Origin of the sequence: Pseudomonas sp. TH07, assembly GCF_016651285.1 — a bacterium.
In the GTDB taxonomy this organism is placed as follows: Bacteria; Pseudomonadota; Gammaproteobacteria; order Pseudomonadales; family Pseudomonadaceae; genus Aquipseudomonas.
Genome location: NZ_JAEKED010000001.1, coordinates 4536813 through 4554157 on the forward strand (window position 1 = coordinate 4536813; position 17345 = coordinate 4554157).

19 protein-coding genes are annotated in these 17345 nt (G+C 65.0%); 9 read left to right on the plus strand and 10 right to left on the minus strand.

Translation table 11 applies throughout. The features are described 5' to 3' along the window. Nucleotides 1-79 precede the first annotated feature (79 nt). On the minus strand, nucleotides 80-1099 hold the full coding sequence (locus JFU57_RS21105) for an alpha/beta hydrolase (RefSeq protein WP_201130669.1): 1020 nt from the start codon (nucleotides 1097-1099) through the stop codon (nucleotides 80-82). A 159-nt stretch (nucleotides 1100-1258) separates the two neighbouring features. Between JFU57_RS21105 and JFU57_RS21110 the strand changes: the two genes are divergently transcribed. Together JFU57_RS21110 and JFU57_RS21115 are read left to right on the plus strand one after the other, a co-directional pair. Next, nucleotides 1259-2140, plus strand: coding sequence for a LysR family transcriptional regulator (locus tag JFU57_RS21110; RefSeq protein WP_201130670.1), 882 nt, complete (start codon nucleotides 1259-1261; stop codon nucleotides 2138-2140). 176 nt (nucleotides 2141-2316) lie between these two features. Then, complete coding sequence (locus tag JFU57_RS21115; RefSeq protein ID WP_078471395.1) at nucleotides 2317-2964, plus strand: hypothetical protein; 648 nt, start codon at nucleotides 2317-2319, stop codon at nucleotides 2962-2964. 51 nt (nucleotides 2965-3015) lie between these two features. On the opposite strand, the gene JFU57_RS21120 is transcribed toward JFU57_RS21115, so the two are convergent. Beyond that, on the minus strand, nucleotides 3016-3903 hold the full coding sequence (locus tag JFU57_RS21120; protein ID WP_201130671.1) for an NAD(P)/FAD-dependent oxidoreductase: 888 nt from the start codon (nucleotides 3901-3903) through the stop codon (nucleotides 3016-3018). Between the two features lie 152 nt (nucleotides 3904-4055). Here JFU57_RS21120 and JFU57_RS21125 point away from each other — a divergent pair, with 152 nt between their 5' ends. Continuing rightward, nucleotides 4056-4520, plus strand: a complete 465-nt coding sequence (locus tag JFU57_RS21125; protein ID WP_201130672.1) for an Rrf2 family transcriptional regulator — start codon at nucleotides 4056-4058, stop codon at nucleotides 4518-4520. Nucleotides 4521-4529: 9 nt separating this feature from the next. Here the strand turns inward: JFU57_RS21125 and JFU57_RS21130 are convergent, their stop codons facing one another. Then, nucleotides 4530-5150, minus strand: coding sequence for a LysE family translocator (locus JFU57_RS21130; RefSeq protein WP_078471392.1), 621 nt, complete (start codon nucleotides 5148-5150; stop codon nucleotides 4530-4532). A gap of 312 nt (nucleotides 5151-5462) precedes the next feature. On the opposite strand from JFU57_RS21130, the gene JFU57_RS21135 reads away from it, so the two are divergent. Both JFU57_RS21135 and JFU57_RS21140 read left to right on the plus strand, forming a co-directional pair. Next, entirely contained in the window at nucleotides 5463-5939 is a 477-nt protein-coding gene (locus JFU57_RS21135) for a GAF domain-containing protein (RefSeq protein WP_421547586.1), read from the plus strand. A gap of 168 nt (nucleotides 5940-6107) precedes the next feature. Continuing rightward, nucleotides 6108-6728, plus strand: coding sequence for a LysE family translocator (locus JFU57_RS21140; RefSeq protein ID WP_201130673.1), 621 nt, complete (start codon nucleotides 6108-6110; stop codon nucleotides 6726-6728). A gap of 21 nt (nucleotides 6729-6749) precedes the next feature. Here JFU57_RS21140 and JFU57_RS21145 read toward each other — a convergent pair whose 3' ends face one another. After that, entirely contained in the window at nucleotides 6750-7646 is an 897-nt protein-coding gene (locus JFU57_RS21145) for a DMT family transporter (protein WP_078471389.1), read from the minus strand. 134 nt (nucleotides 7647-7780) lie between these two features. Between JFU57_RS21145 and JFU57_RS21150 the strand changes: the two genes are divergently transcribed. Together JFU57_RS21150 and JFU57_RS21155 are read left to right on the plus strand one after the other, a co-directional pair. Next, a complete protein-coding gene (locus JFU57_RS21150) occupies nucleotides 7781-9112 on the plus strand; it encodes an aminotransferase-like domain-containing protein (RefSeq protein WP_078471388.1) in 1332 nt (443 codons plus the stop codon). A gap of 84 nt (nucleotides 9113-9196) precedes the next feature. After that, the gene (locus tag JFU57_RS21155) at nucleotides 9197-10396 is read left to right on the plus strand and encodes a PrpF domain-containing protein (protein WP_201130674.1); all 1200 of its coding nucleotides are present in this window, start codon (nucleotides 9197-9199) and stop codon (nucleotides 10394-10396) included. 17 nt (nucleotides 10397-10413) lie between these two features. Here JFU57_RS21155 and JFU57_RS21160 read toward each other — a convergent pair whose 3' ends face one another. From JFU57_RS21160 to JFU57_RS21185, 6 genes are all read right to left on the minus strand, one after another. Further along, nucleotides 10414-10863 carry a WapI family immunity protein gene (locus JFU57_RS21160; protein ID WP_178102964.1) on the minus strand — a complete coding sequence of 150 codons (450 nt, stop codon included), beginning with the start codon at nucleotides 10861-10863 and terminating at the stop codon, nucleotides 10414-10416. Between the two features lie 30 nt (nucleotides 10864-10893). After that, the gene (locus JFU57_RS21165) at nucleotides 10894-11220 is read right to left on the minus strand and encodes a low molecular weight protein tyrosine phosphatase family protein (RefSeq protein WP_020298306.1); all 327 of its coding nucleotides are present in this window, start codon (nucleotides 11218-11220) and stop codon (nucleotides 10894-10896) included. A gap of 151 nt (nucleotides 11221-11371) precedes the next feature. Next, nucleotides 11372-12151, minus strand: coding sequence for a DUF4272 domain-containing protein (locus JFU57_RS21170; protein ID WP_201130675.1), 780 nt, complete (start codon nucleotides 12149-12151; stop codon nucleotides 11372-11374). 38 nt (nucleotides 12152-12189) lie between these two features. Further along, on the minus strand, nucleotides 12190-12477 hold the full coding sequence (locus tag JFU57_RS21175) for a barstar family protein (RefSeq protein WP_201130676.1): 288 nt from the start codon (nucleotides 12475-12477) through the stop codon (nucleotides 12190-12192). A 46-nt stretch (nucleotides 12478-12523) separates the two neighbouring features. Further along, nucleotides 12524-13123, minus strand: coding sequence for a helix-turn-helix domain-containing protein (locus tag JFU57_RS21180; protein WP_201132164.1), 600 nt, complete (start codon nucleotides 13121-13123; stop codon nucleotides 12524-12526). A 92-nt stretch (nucleotides 13124-13215) separates the two neighbouring features. Next, nucleotides 13216-15177 (minus strand): oxidoreductase, encoded by a 1962-nt coding sequence (locus tag JFU57_RS21185; protein WP_078471382.1) that lies wholly within the window; start codon nucleotides 15175-15177, stop codon nucleotides 13216-13218. 214 nt (nucleotides 15178-15391) lie between these two features. Here JFU57_RS21185 and JFU57_RS21190 point away from each other — a divergent pair, with 214 nt between their 5' ends. Both JFU57_RS21190 and JFU57_RS21195 read left to right on the plus strand, forming a co-directional pair. Then, nucleotides 15392-16441, plus strand: coding sequence for an ABC transporter substrate-binding protein (locus tag JFU57_RS21190; RefSeq protein ID WP_078471381.1), 1050 nt, complete (start codon nucleotides 15392-15394; stop codon nucleotides 16439-16441). A 72-nt stretch (nucleotides 16442-16513) separates the two neighbouring features. Beyond that, nucleotides 16514-17326, plus strand: coding sequence for a class II aldolase/adducin family protein (locus JFU57_RS21195; RefSeq protein ID WP_446739665.1), 813 nt, complete (start codon nucleotides 16514-16516; stop codon nucleotides 17324-17326). The last annotated feature ends 19 nt before the right edge of the window (nucleotides 17327-17345 follow it).

Consider the following 17345-nt stretch of genomic DNA (forward strand, 5'->3'; position numbering starts at 1 on the left):
GCACCGCATGGAAGGAGGGCAAAAAGGAGAGGAGTCGGGCAGGCGACCGCGAAGTCGACGGCCCGGCGTCAGGTATGGCTCAGTTGAGGTGCGCCTTGAGTTCGGCGGCGGCCTGGCGGACCGCGGCCTGGACTTCGGGAATGCGGCTCAGCGGGTTGAGCAGGCCGAAGTCGTGGATCATGCCGTTGTAGCGCACCGCCGTGACCGCGACCCCGGCACTGTCCAGCTTGCGTGCATAGGCTTCGCCTTCATCGCGCAGCACGTCGAACTCGGCGGTCTGCACCAGGGCCGGCGGCAGGCCGCGCAGCTGTTCGATGCTGGCCTGCAGCGGCGAGGCGTGGATCTCGGCGCGTTGCTGTGGGTCGCTGGTGTAGCTGTCCCAGAACCAGTTCATCATGCCCCTGGTCAGGAAGTGGCCCTCGGCAAACTGCTGGTACGACGGGCTGTCGAAGCGGGCGTTGGTCACCGGCCACAGCAGCAGTTGGAAGCGCACGTCCGGGGTCTTCTGCTCCTTGGCCATCAGCGCCACCACCGCCGCCATATTGCCGCCGACGCTGTTGCCGGCCACCGCCAGGCGACGGCTGTCGACGCCGATTTCCCGGCCGTGCTCGGCGACCCAGCGGGTGGCGGCGTAGGCCTGATTGATCGCCGTCGGGTACCGGGCTTCAGGCGACGCGGTGTAGTCGACGTAGACCGCCACGGCACCGGAGCCCAGCACCAGGTCGTGGATCAGGCGTTCGTGGGTCGGGTAATCCCCCAGCACCCAGCCGCCACCGTGGAAGAACATGAACACCGGCAGCTCGCCCCGGACCTTGGCCGGGCGCACTATTTTCAGCTGCACCGGCTGCCCGGCTACCTGAATGCTGCGTGAACTGACCTCAACCCCGGACAGGTCGACCTTGACCGAAGCCTGGGCCCCGCTGAGCACTGCGCGGGCGTCCTTGGGGCTCAGGTGTTCCAGCGGCTTGCCGCCCCCGGCGGCCAGGGCGTCGAGGAAGGCCTGGGTCTGGTGCTCCACCCCCGGGCTGCCAGCGGCGAAGGCGCTGTTCACGGACAAGGCGAGGAGGCTGGTAGCGAGGACTTTTTGCAGAGTGTTCATGGGCGGCAATCCTTTCGATCAATTGAGTTTTTAGTTGTTTATTCAATGGGTTGCGCTGTGGTGTGAAGGGTCTCAGCGACAACCTGTGCTCAGATTAATCTGATGCCTAATCGTGAAAAAGCCGCTATAAAGCGTTTGACTGTCAACCGAGGCGTGACAATGAACCCGTTTGAAGACATGCGTATTTTTTGCCAGGTGATGGACTCCGGAAGCTTCACCGCGGCGGCCGACAAGCTGGGGTTGTCCAAGCAGTTCGTCAGTCGCCGCCTGATGCAGCTCGAAGAACGCCTGGGGGTGCGCCTGCTCAACCGCTCCACGCGGCGCCTCGACGTCACGCCCCTGGGCCAGAACTACTACGAGTCGGCGCTGCGCCTGCTGGGCGAGGTCGAGGAGGTGGAGCAGGGCATTGCCGGGCAGAACAGCGAACCGCGCGGCACCCTGCGCCTGAGTGCGCCGCTGTCGTTCGCCCTGGCGCACCTGGGGTGCCTGTTGCCGCTGTTTTTGCAGCGCTACCCCCAGGTGTCGGTGGAGGTCGACCTCAGTGACCGTCCGGTGGACCTGCTCAGCGAAGGTTATGACCTGGTGCTGCGCATCGGCGTGCTTGAAGACTCGACCCTGATCGCACGCCGCATCGCCACCATCCAGCGGGTCTACTGCGCCAGCCCGGGCTACCTGGCCAGCCGTGGCGTGCCGCAACACCCCGAGCAACTCAGTGGCCACGATTGCCTGCCCTATGGTCATGGACGCCAGGTGCAGTGGCGCTTCCAGGTCAAGGGCAAGTCCATGAACATCAACGTCGGCGGGCGTATGCGGGTCAACAATGGCGAGTTGCTCAAGGACGCCGCCGTTGCCGACCTGGGCATCACCTACCTGCCGACCTTTATCGTCGGTCAGGCGCTGCAGGATGGGCGCCTGGTGCGGGTGCTGGAAGACTTCGAGCCCGAGCCCCTGACCTTGTCGGCGGTCTACCCCCAGCATCGCCAGGGTTCTCGACCGGTGCAGGCCTTGATCGAGTTCCTGCGCGAACGGCTGATGGATTGAGCGCGGCCCTCAGCGCCGGGGCAAGGTGCCACGTGCGCATGGCGGCGCCCGCACAAGTGGTTTATATTCCGCGCCGCTCACGCCCGGGCTTTTTTCCGCCTGGGGTGTGGAGTCTCCATTCCCAAGGATTCGGGTGCGCAACGGACCCGTTTCGTTCTGACAAAGAAAGGAAATCAATGTCTTCTCAACTTCTGCGTGCCGCGTTCGTTCTGGGCGCTGTCGCCATTTCTTCCCAGGCCAGCGCTGCCCCTGATTTCGCCGCGTGCTTCAGCCTCAAGCCAGGTGTTTCCTTCGGCGCCGAAGGCACCACGGTCAGCATCGAAAAAGCCAAGTTCATGGGTCAGGACGCGATTGCGGTGACCCAGTCCGAAGGGGGCGTCAGCTCCGCCAGTTTCTACGACGCCAGCGGCCGCAAATTGCTGGGCAACGTGCGCTACGGGATCTCGGCCATGGGCGGCGATGCCAAGGCGCCGCTGATGACCGAGTCCTACAGCAAGGCACCGGAGTTTCCGGGCAAGGCGGCGCCGGGCGCCAAGTTCAAGCTCAGCGGCAGCGGCAAGCTGGAAAATCATGCCGACGAGACCAGCACCCCGCTGGAATACGAAGGGTTCAGCGACTACACCTTTGTCGGCTTCGAAGACCTGCCGACCAAGATCGACTACAAGGACCGCACCTTCAGCAACACCTGCCACCTGAGTGCAGAGTTCGAAGGCGGGCGCATGGAAGCGTGGTACGCCCCGGGTTTTGGTCGGGTCAAGTTCGAGCGCTACTCGGGTGATTCGCTGCTGATGGCCGAAGAAATCGATTCGGTGATCCAGGAGTAAACCCCTGCGCCGCCCACGCCTTGCGGTGTCGGGCGGCGTTGCACCTGGGCCTTAGCGCAGCACCAGCGATTGGTGCGTCGCCGCGCCGGCCCGGGCGCCATCCCCCACGGCGATCGCCACCGAGCCGAACGCCAGCGCCGCATCGCCGCAAGCGAACACCCCGCCAACGCTGGTTTCGCGGCTGGCATCGGTCTTGATGAAACTGCCCATCGCCCCGGCTTCAAGCTCGCAGCCCAGGCGCTCGGCCAAAGGGCTGGCCAGGTGGGTGCGCGGTTGGGTGAACAGGCCCTTGAGGCGAATCACCCGCTGGTCGACCAGCACCACATCGGCCTGATCGCCGCTGATATGGCTCAGCCGTTGCTCCTCCAGAGTCACCCCGCGCTTGGCCAGTTGTGCCCGTTGTTCGGCATCGGGCACGAACACGCCATTGGTAAAGAACGTGGTGGGGCCCCATTCGGGCAGCAGCAAGGCGTGATGCATGGCCAATTCGGAGTTGGCCAGCACGCCGATCGGCCCGCCCTCGAGTTCATAGCCATGGCAGTAGGGGCAGTGGAAGACGCTTTGACCCCAGCGCGATGCCAGGCCTTCGACTGCCGGCAGTTCGTCGACCACGCCACTGGCGAGGATCAGCCGCCGGGCGCTGTAGCGCTGGCCATCGAGGGTGTCGACCTCGAACAACCCGGCTTCCTGGCGCCCATGGCTGGCGGTTGCCGAGACCCAGGTCACCGTGGGGTAGGCCAGCAACTGGTCGCGCGCATCGTTGGCGATGTCGGCGGCGGGGCGTCCGTCCTGGCCAAGAAAGCCGTGGGAGTTGCCGGCAAAACGGTTGCGCCGTTGCGCCGAATCCAGCACCAGCAGCGTTCGTCGCGCCCGCGCCAACTGCAAGCCGGCAGACAGCCCGGCATAGCTGCCGCCCACAATAATCACGTCGTACACCATGCAATACACCTTCAGTGGGGTCCCTTGAAGGGCTTCAAGGATTTCACGACACACCGTAAGTTACGTGAAAGTTGCCTGTCAACACTCTCGTAACTTCACTGGTTGCAAGCGATACTCGGTCCGCCCCGATTCAGGCCGACCACGAGGACAGGATGAGAACCGACACCCGACTTTCCCGCATGCTGCATGTGCTGATCCACATGGACCGCCACCAGCAATGCGCGACTTCCGAGACCATCGCCCGCATGCTCGGAACCAACCCGGTGGTGGTGCGCCGGACCATGGGGCTGCTCAAGGAGCAAGGTTATGTGCGTTCCGAAAAGGGCCATCAGGGCGGCTGGACCCTGACCCGCAGCCTCGCCGACATGACCCTGCTGGACATTCACCAGGCGCTGGGCGCGACCTCGATCTTCTCCATCGGCCTGTCCACCGACCACCCGGAGTGCCTGGTGGAGCAGGCGGTGAATGCAGCCCTCACCGACGCCTTCGATGCGGCCCAGGCGCTGCTGCTCGAGCGCCTGGGGCGGGTGACCCTGGCCGAGCTGGCCGAGGATTTCGACCGGCGCTTTCAAACCACTCCGAGCGACGCCGCCGCACCAGACGCCGACCGGGCTTGAGGCCGCGGCTCAGCGTTTGCTGAAGGCCAGGCGCGCGGCGAACAACAGAAACAGCGTGCCGGTGGTGCGGTCCATCCAGCGCATCACCGGCGCTCGTTGCAGGACGGCACTCAGCGGGCGGGTGGCGCCGATCAACAGCAGCGACCAGGCCAACCCCAGCACCACATGGATGGCCACCAGGCCAAAGGTCCACGGCACCAGTGGGCTGCCCTGGGGGATGAATTGCGGCAGGAATGACACATAGAAGATGCCGATCTTGGGGTTGAGCACATTGCCCAGCATGCCCTTGAGAAACCAGTTGGCGCCGCGCTGGCCCGGGGTCTTGGCTGCCGCCATGGTGCTGCGCGGCGCCAGCAGCATGTTCAGCCCGAGCCAGCACAGATAAGCCGCGCCGCAGTACTTGAGGGCGGTGTAGGCCAGTTCGGAAACCATGATCAACGCGCCCAGGCCAAACGCCACCGCCGCGCCCCACAGCAGGCAGCCGGCGTTGATCCCGAGGGCCGCCTGAATCGCCTGGCGCTTGCCTTCGACCGTGGCCGTGCGCAGCACCAGGGCGGTGTCGAGCCCGGGGGTGATAGTCAGGAGCGTGGCGGCCAGGGTGAAGGCCAGGAGGCTGTCGGCAATGGTCATGGCAAGGTTTCGCGGCGGGATGTGGCGGGCAGATTAGCACCTGGCCAGCCTGAACCTTTTCCCTCGGCCGCTTTCTATCCCAAATCACCGCTCCCCGGCGCCCGGGGTCTTGCACGCAGCCGGTCATTCGTCGCAGCAGGCTCAAGCCGAGGGTGCTGTTGCCGATCATTTCATAGCACTGGCCTGCCATGCCTCGAGCGGTTCGGCACAACCCGCAAGCGGCCGATGGCAACCGCAGGATGTTCAGGGGGGCGCTATGGCGTCCATGCCGGGGGGAGGGTGGTTTTTTAATTATTGTCAGGAGTGTTGGTCATAAAAAATCTTACCGCTGAAGAACGGGCTGCGATTGCTGAAATAGAAGTCACCTCAAATATCCTGAGGCTGACCACCCGTTTGACCCGTATGCGATTCGCCGCGATTTCCAAGATGACCGACACCCATTGGGTCGCCTGCGCGGTGCATGACGAATTGCAGTTCGGCGTGAATGTGGGCGATGAACTCTTGATCGAGGCCACCCTGTGCAATCAGCTGCGCCTGGCCCGCAAGCCGATCGTGATCGAACACGCCAGCCTTGACCCGGTGTTCTCCGAGCACCCGCTGCCCAAGCACCATGGTTTTGAAAGCTATATCTCACTGCCGATCGTTTTCGCCGACGGCACGGTTTTCGGCACCTTATGCGCCCTCGATGCGTTGCCCAGAAAACTGGAAAACCCGGAGACCATGGAGTTGCTGAGTATCTTCACCCGACTGATCGGCACCACGCTGGATCTGCAGCGTAAAACGGTTTGAAGCGCGGTTGGTTAAAACCCACAGGGCGGTCAACGAAACCCTGAATGAGTGATGGGGGGGTGGACTATGGAAGGGTGGCTTGCACTGGCGCTTGCATCGCGCCCGGATGCTCTTTAAGTTTTCCGGTCTTGACTAAAAACCGTCACCCCACCTGCACTTGGAGCTCCCATGAACCTGGCCACCCTGGCGCTGTTCCTCCCGGCCTGCTTCGCCCTGAATATGGCCCCCGGGCCGAATAACCTGCTGTCGGTCAGGAATGCCACGACCTACGGCTTTCGCACGTCGTGCCTGGCTGGCGTGGGTCGGCTGCTGGCGTTTTCGCTGATGATCGCCCTGGCGTCGGCCGGGCTGGCGGTGGTGCTGCAAGCCTCGGAGCTGCTGTTCTACGGGATCAAGATCCTCGGTGCGGGCTACCTGTTGTACCTGGCGTATCAGTTATGGCGTGCCGATACCCGGGTCGAGGCCGAGAGCAACACCGCGTCCCTGGGGTTGCTGGCCCTGGCGCGACAGGAGTTCCTGGTGGCCATCGGCAACCCCAAGGCCATCCTGATCTTCACTGCGTTCCTGCCGCAGTTCGTCGATCCGGCTGCACCGATCTCTGCGCAGTTCCTGGTGCTGGGCGGGTTGTTCCTGGTGCTGGAGTGGATCGCCATCAGTGGCTACGCCTTTATGGGGCTGTACATGCGGCGCTGGTTTGCCCAGCCCGCGGGCAAGCGCATCTTCAATCGCTGCTGCGCCGCCTTGTTGTCGGCGGCGGCCTCGGTGCTGTTGCTGGCGCGCCGCGCCTGAGTCTCGCGAAGGTGCGCCGGGCTAGCGGGAAAACCGCTTGGCCCCGGCCACGCAGGCGATCACGGCCACGGTGACCCCGAGCATGCCCAGGCTGACCTGTTCGTGGAGCAGGGTCGCGGCCAGCGCCAGGCCGAAGAAGGGTTGCAGCAACTGCAACTGGCCGACGGCGGCAATGCCGCCCTGGGCCAGGCCGCGATACCAGAACACGAAGCCGATCAGCATGCTGAACAGCGACACGTAGCCCAGGCTCAGCCAGGCCGGCAGGCTGATGCCGGCAAAGCGGGCCGGGGCCAGCAGCCAGGTGGCCCCGGCCATGACCGGCAAGGCCAGCACCAGCGCCCAGCAGATCACCTGCCAGCCGCCCAGGCTGCGCGATAGGCGGGCGCCTTCGGCGTAACCCAGGCCACAGATCAGCACCGCCAACAGCATCAGGATGTCGCCTTCAGGCGCTGCGCTCAGGCCCTGGGACAGGGCGAAACCCATCACCAGCGCGCTGCCCAGGATCGAGAACAGCCAGAACACCGGACGCGGCCGTTCGCCGCCGCGCAACACGCCGAACACCGCCGTCGCCAGGGGCAGCATGCCGAGAAACACGATGGAGTGGGCGGAGGTCACATATTGCAGGGCCAGGGCGGTCAATAGCGGAAAGCCCAGCACCACGCCGATGGCGACAATCAACAACGGCAGCACCTGGCTGCGGGCAGGGCGCGGCTGCTTGAACGCGAGCAGCATGCACAGCGCCAGGAGGCCGGCGATGGTGGCCCGGGCGACGGTCAGAAACACCGGGTCGAACTCCAGCACCGCGACCCGGGTCGCGGGCAGCGAGCCGCTGAAGATAATCACGCCGATCAATCCGTTGAGCCAGCCGCTGGAGGTTTTTTCCAGAGTCGGGTGGGTTGGGGTCGATGTCTGTTCCATCAGGGGCACACTCGATTGCAGGGAGGGAAAGGGCAGGGCCAGGGTCAGAATTGCAGTGGCATGACGGGTGGCATGAAGCGCATGCTATGACCCGCTCCCGATACAATCAAAAAATTGTCATGGATACATTACTCATGCCTCGCGCCCGCTATAAAGCCCTGGTTGATAGCTTCGCCGCCGACATTCGTGCTGGGCGCCTGGCGCCCGGTACGCGCCTGCCGACCCATCGCCAACTGGCGGCCGAGCACCGGCTGGCCCTGGTCACTGCCAGCCGGGTCTACGCCGAACTGGAGGCCATGGGCCTGGTCAGCGGCGAAACCGGGCGCGGCACCTTTGTCCGGGAGACCGCGCTGCCACCGGGTCAGGGTATCGATCAGCCGGATGTGGTGGCGGGCATGCTCGACCTCAACTTCAACTACCCCTCGGTTCCCGGGCAGGCCGACCTGCTGCGCACGGCCCTGCGCCAGTTGGCGTTGTCCGGTGACCTGGAATCCCTGCTGCGCTACCAGCCCCATGCCGGGCGTTTGCATGAGCGGGCTGGCGTCGCACATCACCTGCTGAGCCGCGGGTTGCAGGTGCAGGCCGAGCAGGTGCTGATCGTCAGCGGCGCCCAGCATGGCTTGGCGGTGGCGCTGATGGCGCTGCTGCAACCGGGGGATGTGATCGCCGCCGACGCGCTGACCTACTCGGGGTTCAAGGTGCTGGCCGAATCCCTGCACCTTGAAGTGCTGCCAATCCCTGCAACGGCCGAGGGGCCGGACCTCGACGCCCTCGACCAACTGTGCCGCCAGCGTTCGGTGCGGGCGGTCTACACCATGCCGACCCTGCACAACCCCATGGGCTGGGTGATGGCGCTGGAACAGCGCCGGCAACTGGTGGCGATTGCGCGCGAGCATGGGCTGTCGATCATCGAGGATGGGGCCTATGCGTTTCTGGCCGCCGAGGCGCCGCCGCCGATTGCTGCCCTGGCGCCGGAAAGAACGCTGTATGTGTCCGGGTTTTCCAAGAGTGTCGCCACCGGCCTGCGGGTTGGTTTTATCGCCGCGCCCCTGCCGCAGGTGCCGGCGCTGGAGCGCAGTATCAGGGCCACCACCTGGAACACCGCAGGGATGCTGACGGCGATTGCCTGTGCCTGGATCGACGATGGCACGGTCGCTCGGCTGGAGGCGCAAAAACGCGCCGACGCCGAGGCCCGGCAGGCCCTGGCCGACCAGGTGCTGGCGGGGTTGCCGGTGGTGCGCCACCCCTCTTCGTACTTTTTGTGGCTGCCCCTGGCCGAAGAGGTCCGCGCGGACCAGATCGCCATGGAGTTGCTGCGTGAGCAGGTGTCGGTGTCCACGGCCGAACCGTTCGCCACCTCGGCCCATGTTCCCCATGCGCTGCGCCTGGCCTTGGGCTCGCTGGAGATGGGGGCGCTGCGCGAGGCCTTGCTCAAGGTGCGGCGGGTGGTGGGTGCCTATTCATGAGCGGCGCCAGCGTAGGGCTGGTCAAAGGCCGGGCAACGGCTTTAGGCTTTGCCCCCTGACTTCGCCAATCGCCCCGAGCCGACCATGAACACAGACCCGCAGCGCTGCACGCTTGACGCCGGCATTCTTCAGTTTCCGGTGTTTCACATGCGCGGCGGCACCTCGACCGGGTTGGTCCTGGCCCGGGAGGCGGTTCCCGAAGACGAAGCGCTGCTGGAGGAGTTGCTGCGCCACATGATGGGCGTGCCGCTGGTGGGGGACTGGCCGGGCAACACCCAGATCACCGGGCTGGGCCGGGGCATCCCCACCAGCAACAAGGTGTTTATCGTCGAGCGCAGGCCCGGCGAGACGCGCATGACCAGCACCCTGGCGCAACTGGCGGCCGGCAAGAGCCACATCGACTGGAGCGTCAACTGCGGCAATATGTCGGCCGCCTTGCCGCTCTATGCCCTGGCCCGGGGCTGGCTGGCACCTGAGGAGCCGACGGCGCAGATCGAAATCTTCAATACCAACACCCGGACCACGCTCTATGCGCGCCTGGGGTTTGCCAACGGCCGTCTGCTCAGCGATACCCGGATCCCTGGGGTCAACGGGGTGTTTCCCGGGGTCGATCTGTTTCTGCACGACCCGGTGGGGGCCAAGACCGGGGCGTTGTTTCCCAGCGGCCTGCGCCGCGACAGGCTCAATGGCATTGCCGCGACCTGCATCGACGTCGCAGTGCCGATGATCATCGTCAACGCCGCCGACCTGGGCAAAAGCGGTTATGAAACGCCAGCGCAGCTGGACGCCGATCCGGTGTTCAAGTCGGCCCTGAGCGATCTGCTGGTCGAAGGCGGCCAGCGCATGCAACTGCGCAATCGCAGCGGCGCCCTGATGAGCGCCGATGAACTGCGGCGCAGCGAGACCCTGCCAAAAATCTGCATCGTCAGCCCGGCACAGGCCGGTGGCCATATCAACACCCGCTACTTCACCCCGCAAAGCGCCCATCCGTCCCTGGCGGTTTCCGGTGGCTGCTGCCTGGCGGCGGCGTGCCTGATCGAGGGCACGGTGGCCCATGACGTGCTCAGCGCGCCCCAGGCCCTGGGCGCCAGCGTGGGTGAATTCCCGCTGTCGATCGAAAACCCTGCCGGCGTGCTCGACACCCTGATCACCGCACGTCTGGACGGCGAGCAGGTGCTGATCGACGCGGCGGCCTATCGGCGCAGCGCCCAGGTGCTGTTGCGCGGCAGGATGGCGCTGTACAACGCCTCGGCGGCCTTGAGTGAGGCCTTGCTGGCGCGCTGATGTCGCTCAGCGGTTCATCAAGGCACAACCGGGAAGCGTGCGATCAATCCCTGGACCCTGGCTTGCAGCACCTCGGGCCTGTTGGTGGACAGCGGCACCTGCAACGACACGCCTTCCAGGCGTTGCTCGGCGCTGGCCCAGGGGGGCGCGGCCTCGTGGGACAACACCAGCTCCAGGACCGGGTGCGGCCCGGGGTTGAAGTGAAACGCCAGGCAAGGCTCGGTGAAGTAGCAGGACTGGATGGCCGGCGCGCCGGGATCCAGGGCCCCCAGCCAACGTTCCAGTTTCAGCAGTTCCTGGGTGGTCAGGCAGGGGTCGACAAAGCTCCAGCTGCCGCGCGGGTCTTCGATCCGGCCGCGAACCTGCAGCCAGTTGGCATCCAGGCGATCCGTGTGCCCGGGGAACTGATAGTTCTCGATCTCCAGCAGCACATGGCAGGTCGGCAGGTCGAACAGTTCCAGGGCCATAGCGGCTCGATCCTTGAGTGACGGTGGGATTCAGTCTGGCAAAAACTGCGGCACCTGCTTGCGCAGGATCTCGATCAACTCCGGGGCCATGAACTCGAAATCATCGGGGATGTTCAGGCAGATGATCTTTTTGTCCCGCAGGTGCGGCTTGAATTTGCTCGACAGTTTGCTGCGGTGCCGGGGTTCCATGACCAGGATCAGGTCCGCCCACTCCAGAAGTTCCGGGCACACCGGCACCTGGGCATCGTGGTTGATCCCGGCCGAGGCGGTCTCGACCCCCGGCCAATCGGCAAACACCTGCTCGGCAGTGGGGCTGCGCAGGCGGTTCTGACTGCAGATAAACAACACATTGACCATCCGATGGCTCCTTGAAAAAAACAGGGTCGTGCGTCAGGCCTATCAGTGGGCAGCCAGCGCTTCAGGTGGGGCGAGGGCGCTGGCTGCTGCTGGGCCGGCCGGCGCTGCGCAGCGGCCAAGTAATGAGGCCGTAGCGCAGGCGGTTTTCCTGTCAGGTATCGGTATTGACGTCGTCCCATTCCTGACCCATGTAGCCCATCAACCAGTTGAATGCGTAGTGGCGTTCATAGGTCACGCTGGCGTCGAGGCCGGCCGGGGGCGCGGTGTTTTTCATGCGGGCTTCGACCACATTCCAGTCATAGCGGTAGGTGCGGTCGGTCTGGTCGAGGACTTCTTGCAGCGGGCGCGGCTTGGCGTCGGCGATAAACTCCTCAGGGGTGCGCTTGAGCATGATGGCCGCGGCGCTGTTGACGTCGCAGACGTTCTGCGGCTTGTCCAGGGTGTCGACATAGCCCAGGGCCCAGAGCAGGACCCAGGCCGATTCGTAGCGCCAGGAGAACTTGATGCGCTGCTCTTCTGAGGGCTGGGGGTTGGCGATAAACAGGCTTTCTTCCGGGGTAAAGCGCGGGGTCAGGTTGTAGCCCTCGACCAGTTTGTCCACCGTCGGCTGGTCCAGGCCGCTGCCCTTGGCCGCGACCACCAGCAAGGCCATGGCGCGGTAGGCGACGGCGTCAGTGCTGCGCGGGTGGGCGTTGGCTTGGGTGGCGATCGCCGGCAGGCCCGCCGGCAGCGGCACACCCTCGGCACGCAGCAGGGCTTCGGAGCGCTCCTTGCGGGCGCTGCCCTCGGCCGAGACCTGTTGGTCCATGGCGTGGATCTGCTGCTTGCGCTCTTCGAAGGACTTGGTCTGGGCCTGAGCCAGCGAACCGTGGAGGGTGGCCGCGACCAGCAGCAGGCCAGCCAGGGTGTTGTTGCGGGAGATAAAGGCCATTCGAGGGATCTTCTTCCTTGTTGGATAAGGGGTGTGGCTTAGCGGTAATGGGTTTGGCAGGCCTGTTCGGGATAGAGCTGCTTGAGTCGCTCCAGGCACTCCTGAATCATCCGCGCCTCGCGGGGCAGGCGTTCGGCGAACCCCGGCCAGTGCTCGAAAACCAGCTGTTCGGGCATCTCCACCAGGGCGCTGATGGCGTCCCAGAAGGCGTCCCAGTTGCAGCCATACCAATGCGGGAAACCCAGGGCATCGCGCAGCAGTGCATGCAGCTGCGGTGCGTCCTGGATGTTGGTCAGGTCGATCTGGAGCGAGGGCAGGCGGCTCATGGGGCGTTGTGCCGGATCAAATGGTGCATGACTTATGGCCTGAAAACTAAAAGGTTGGGGGGGTGATGACCCACAGCACCAGCGCATCGACCTGGCCCGGGTTGCCGTAGCGATGGGGTTCCTGGCTGGAAAAACTGAAGCTGTCGCCCTCGTTGAGCTGGAAGTGCCGTTCACCGACCCACAGCTCAAAGCTGCCGGCCAGCAGGTAGCCGGCTTCTTCGCCTTCGTGGCTGTAGCTGAGCTGGCTGTAGGTGCCCGGAGGAAAACGCGAATGCAGGAACTCCAGCTGCCTTGTCGGCTGCGGGGTCAGCAACTGGTCGACGATGCCGTTTTCGTAATGCACGCTCATGCGGTTTTGCCGGCGCACCACGTAACCCTGGTCTTCAGGCGCGGTATTGGTTTCGCTGGCGAAGAACCACTGGATGGTCACGCCCAGGCTGCGGGCGATGTTGAACAGCGCCGGAATCGACGGATACGCCAGGTTGCGTTCCAACTGGCTGATGTAACCCGCAGTCAGCTCGCTGTTTTGCGCCAGCTCGGTCAGGGTCATGCCGCGGCGTTTGCGCAGGCCGCGGATCCGTGTGCCGAGAAACTGCGGGCCCGCCGCGTTGCCGTCGGGCGGGGGCGCGCTGGTGGCAGGCGGCATCTTGCTGCTGTTGCTCATGGCGTGCTCCGAACCGTGGAGGTGGGCGCGCCGGGGCGCCCGATCCTGGAAAAGGTGCGGAGTATAAAACAGCCTTACAGCTCCCAGGCGACTTTCAAGCCTTCGTAGATCGCTTCTTCGGCGGTGCGCGGCGCCAGGCAGTCGCCGATCCGGCGAAACTCCACCAGCCCCTGCAGCTCGTCGCCCAGGGTGTCGACCACTTGGTGACCCTGGCACAGCACCAGGCTGTCGATGTTTTCCAGGAGCATGGGTTCGCCGCTGGCGGTGTGTTGCAGGTACACCGTGTTGTCGTCGCAGCCGTACAGGCGCGCATAGGGAATGATCGGGATGGCCAGTCGATGCAGCTCGCCGGCCAGTTGGTCGCGCACGTAGAGCGGCAGGTTTTCCCCGCAGTGGGTGCCGTTGACCGCCAGTTGCACCTGATGCCCGGCGCGCACCAGGCGTTCGGCGATGCCGGGGCCGATCCAGTCGCAGCGCCAGTCCACCACCACCACCGAGCGCCCCAGTTGCACCTCGTCGCGCAGCACCTGCCAGGCATCCACCACTTGCAGTTCGCCGCCACGCTCAAAGGCCGGCCAATAGGGCTCGGCGCCGGTGGCAATGATCACCAGGTCCGGGCGCTCGCGTTCCACCAGCGCCCGGTCGACCCGGGTATTGCGCACCACCCGCACCCCGGCCAGTTGCATCTCGCGTTGCAGGTTGGTGCTGGCACCGCCGAACTCGCTGCGCCGTGGCAGCAACTGCGCCAGCAGCACCTGGCCGCCCAGTTGCGCACTGGCCTCGTAGAGCGTGACCTCATGCCCCCGTTGCGCGGCCACCGCGGCGGCCTTCATCCCGGCCGGGCCGCCGCCGGCGACCATGATTCGCTTGGGCCGGGCGCTGCTGTGCAAGGTACCGAATTGCAATTCGCGCCCGGTTTCCGGGTGCTGGATGCAGGAAATCGGCAAGCCTTTATGGAAGTGGCCGATGCAGGCCTGGTTGCAGGCGATGCAGGCGCGCACATCTTCAGCGCGCCCGCTGTCGGTCTTGTTGGGCATTTGCGGGTCGCAGATCAGTGCACGGGTCATGCCGCACACGTCGGCCTGGCCACGGGCCAGGATCAGTTCGGCTTCCTGGGGCTGGTTGATGCGCCCGGTGACAAACAGCGGAATCTGCAGGCCGGCCTTGAAGGTCCCGGCCTCACGGGCCAGGTACGCGGCCTCGATCGCCATCGGCGGCACGATATGCACTGCGCCGCCCAGGGATGCCGAGGTGCCGGCGACGATGTGCACGTAATCCAGCTCCCGTTGCAGGGCCTGCACCGCGGCCAGGGAATCGTCCTCGCTCAGGCCCTCGGGGTCGCGTTCATCGGCGCTGATGCGCAGGCCGATGATGAACTGCTCGTCGGTGCTGGCGCGGATCGCGGCGATCACCTCGCGGACAAATCGCAGGCGTTGCTCCAGGTCGCCGTTGTAGCCATCGCTGCGCTGGTTGACCCGGGGGTTGATGAATTGCGCCGGCAGGTAGCCATGGCTGGCCACCACCTCCACGCCATCCAGCCCGGCCTGGTGCAGGCGCCGGGCGGCACTGGCGTAACCGCGGATGATTTCGTCGATCATCCCCTGGTCCAGGGCCCGGGGCATGACCCGGAACCGTTCATTGGGCACCGCCGAGGCCGAATAGGCCACGGCCAGCAGGCCGTCGCTGGACTCCATGATCTCGCGCCCCGGGTGGAAGATCTGCGACAGCACCAGGGTGCCGTGGGCGTGGCAGGTTTCGGCCAGGCGCCGGTAGCCGTCGATGCAGGCGTCATCGGTGGCCATCAGCACGTGGGAGGTGTAGCGCGCACTGTCATGGACCCCGGCCACCTGCAGCACGATCAACCCGACGCCGCCCTCGGCCCGCGCCCGGTGGTAGGCGATCAACTGCTCGTTGACCAGGTTGTCGGTGGGCATGGAGGTGTCGTGACCGCTGGACATGATGCGGTTCTTCAGGCGTTTGCCACGGATCTGCAACGGCTCGAACAGGTGCGTGAAGGCGGAGGACGGCGTCGACATGGGAAAGCTCCAGGCGGGCCGAAGACGCGAAGGCGGGTATTCGGCATTTTTATTATTGGCCTATAGAAATTTACCCTCAGTAAAAAATCAACTTGTTTTTTTACTTGTGGTTGCAGTAGCTTCGTTTTGTGCCCGCTCCTGGGGCCACCCTCACAACAATAAAAAAGGACCCTGGCGGCGATGACCCAAGGGGGACCTGCACGAGGAACCAATGATGAAATCGAACACGCGCAAACAGGGCCTTTATCCGTTGTTCCTGCTGCTGGCTGCCGGGCTGGGCAGCGCCCAGGCAGCGCCGGACATGGTGGTGGTCGGGTACGGCGGAGCCGGACAAAAAGCCCAGGACGTGGCGATCTTCCAGCCCTTCAGCAAGGCCGACGGCAGCAAGCTGATCCAGAGCGAATACAACGGCGAGATGGCGCGGATCAAAGTCATGGTCGACACCGGCAGCGTCGACTGGGATGTGGTGCAGATCGAAGGCCCGGATTTGATGCGCGGCTGCGAGGAGGGCATGTACGAGCGCCTTGACTGGAAGGTCCTGGGGCATGCCGAGCAGTTGATTCCCGATGCCGCGCAAGACTGTGGCTCAGCGGCCCTGGTCTGGAGCGTGGCGATTGCCTATGACCGCCAGAAGCTGGCCCAGGCGCCAACCTCCTGGGCGGATTTCTGGGACGTGAAGAAAATCCCCGGCAAGCGTGGCCTGCGCAAACGCGCGGTGTACAACCTGGAGTTCGCCCTGATGGCGGACGGGGTCAAGGTCGAGGACGTGTACAAGGTCCTGGCGACCCCCGCCGGTGTCGACCGCGCGTTCGCCAAGCTGGGTGAGCTCAAGCCCTACATCCAGTGGTGGGAGGCCGGCGCGCAACCGGCGCAATGGCTGAGCGCCGGCGATGTGGTGATGACCTCGACCTACAGCGGCCGGATCGCTTCGGCGGCCCAGGGTGGCAGCCCCCTGGCGCTGGTCTGGCCGGGCAGCCTGTATGGCATGGATTACTGGGCGATCATCAAGGGCTCGCGGCATGTCGACCAGGCCAAGCGCTTTATCGCCTTCGCCAACCAGCCTGAAGTGCAGGTCAATTACGTGCAGCAGATCCCCTATGGGCCGACCAATACCCAGGCTGCGGCGCAGCTCGATCCGAAGCTGGCGCAATGGGTGCCGACCTCGGCGCAGAACCTGACGGGGGCGTTGTCGATGAACGTCGAGTTCTGGGTCGACCATGGCGAGGAGCTCGAAGAGCGCTTCAACGCCTGGGCCAGCAAGTAGTGGCGGGGCGGGCTGGACGTCCGTTGGCGTCCAGCCCTATTGTTCGCGCAGCCGATCAGCCTGGAGAACCTGATGATGAACACCCTTGCACCGCCGCTTGGCGCCGTCCCTGCAACTGCCGGCCCCGAGCGCAGCGCCACTGAACAGCGCCTGCGCGAAGAGCTGGCGGCCTGTTACCGGTTGGTTGCGCACTTTCGCATGACCGACCTGATCTTTACCCATATCTCGGTGCGCCTGCCGGGGCCGGAACACCATTTCCTGATCAACCCCTATGGCCTGATGTTCGACGAAATCACCGCGTCGAACCTGGTCAAGATCGGCCTCGACGGGCGTGCGGTGGAGGCCTCGCCGTACCCGGTGAACCCGGCGGGGTTCGTGATTCACAGTGCGATCCACGGCGCCCGCGAGGATGCCCAGTGCGTGCTGCACACCCACACCCGCTCTGGTTGCGCGGTGGCGGCGCTCAAGTGCGGCTTGCTGCCGGTGAACCAGATTTCCATGGAGTTTTACGGGCGCGTGGCCTATCACGATTACGAAGGCGTGGCCCTGGACATGGGCGAGCAGCAACGGTTGGTGGCGGACCTGGGAGACAAACCGGTGCTGATGCTGCGCAACCATGGTCTGTTGACCGTGGGCGAGAGCGTCAGCCAGGCGTTTCTGCGCATGTATTACCTGGAGAAAGCCTGCGAAATCCAGCTCGCGGCCCAGGCTGCAGGAGAGCTGGTGTTGCCACCGGCGGATGTGTGCGAATACACCGAACGCCAGTTCAATGACCCCGCAAGGCCCCTGGAAGAGGGTGAGCTCAACGACCCCGACGCGATGCAATTGGCCTGGTCCGCTCTGCTGCGCCTCCTCGACCGCACCGCCCCCGATTACCGCCAATAACCTTGTAGCCGCTGCCGCA

What these genes read in the sequence shown, in the direction of transcription:
- JFU57_RS21110 (WP_201130670.1), top strand. Translation starts at nt 1,259, where the DNA reads ATGAACCCGTTTGAAGACATGCGTATTTTTTGCCAGGTGATGGACTCC.
- JFU57_RS21160 (WP_178102964.1), bottom strand. Translation starts at nt 10,863, where the DNA reads ATGGCCCTGGAACTGTTCGACCTGCCGACCTGCCATGTGCTGCTGGAG.
- JFU57_RS21140 (WP_201130673.1), top strand. Translation starts at nt 6,108, where the DNA reads ATGAACCTGGCCACCCTGGCGCTGTTCCTCCCGGCCTGCTTCGCCCTG.
- JFU57_RS21150 (WP_078471388.1), top strand. Translation starts at nt 7,781, where the DNA reads ATGCCTCGCGCCCGCTATAAAGCCCTGGTTGATAGCTTCGCCGCCGAC.
- JFU57_RS21180 (WP_201132164.1), bottom strand. Translation starts at nt 13,123, where the DNA reads ATGCCGCCTGCCACCAGCGCGCCCCCGCCCGACGGCAACGCGGCGGGC.
- JFU57_RS21175 (WP_201130676.1), bottom strand. Translation starts at nt 12,477, where the DNA reads ATGAGCCGCCTGCCCTCGCTCCAGATCGACCTGACCAACATCCAGGAC.
- JFU57_RS21165 (WP_020298306.1), bottom strand. Translation starts at nt 11,220, where the DNA reads ATGGTCAATGTGTTGTTTATCTGCAGTCAGAACCGCCTGCGCAGCCCC.
- JFU57_RS21170 (WP_201130675.1), bottom strand. Translation starts at nt 12,151, where the DNA reads ATGGCCTTTATCTCCCGCAACAACACCCTGGCTGGCCTGCTGCTGGTC.
- JFU57_RS21125 (WP_201130672.1), top strand. Translation starts at nt 4,056, where the DNA reads ATGAGAACCGACACCCGACTTTCCCGCATGCTGCATGTGCTGATCCAC.
- JFU57_RS21185 (WP_078471382.1), bottom strand. Translation starts at nt 15,177, where the DNA reads ATGTCGACGCCGTCCTCCGCCTTCACGCACCTGTTCGAGCCGTTGCAG.
- JFU57_RS21155 (WP_201130674.1), top strand. Translation starts at nt 9,197, where the DNA reads ATGAACACAGACCCGCAGCGCTGCACGCTTGACGCCGGCATTCTTCAG.
- JFU57_RS21195 (WP_446739665.1), top strand. Translation starts at nt 16,514, where the DNA reads ATGATGAACACCCTTGCACCGCCGCTTGGCGCCGTCCCTGCAACTGCC.
- JFU57_RS21130 (WP_078471392.1), bottom strand. Translation starts at nt 5,150, where the DNA reads ATGACCATTGCCGACAGCCTCCTGGCCTTCACCCTGGCCGCCACGCTC.
- JFU57_RS21120 (WP_201130671.1), bottom strand. Translation starts at nt 3,903, where the DNA reads ATGGTGTACGACGTGATTATTGTGGGCGGCAGCTATGCCGGGCTGTCT.
- JFU57_RS21105 (WP_201130669.1), bottom strand. Translation starts at nt 1,099, where the DNA reads ATGAACACTCTGCAAAAAGTCCTCGCTACCAGCCTCCTCGCCTTGTCC.
- JFU57_RS21115 (WP_078471395.1), top strand. Translation starts at nt 2,317, where the DNA reads ATGTCTTCTCAACTTCTGCGTGCCGCGTTCGTTCTGGGCGCTGTCGCC.
- JFU57_RS21145 (WP_078471389.1), bottom strand. Translation starts at nt 7,646, where the DNA reads ATGGAACAGACATCGACCCCAACCCACCCGACTCTGGAAAAAACCTCC.
- JFU57_RS21190 (WP_078471381.1), top strand. Translation starts at nt 15,392, where the DNA reads ATGAAATCGAACACGCGCAAACAGGGCCTTTATCCGTTGTTCCTGCTG.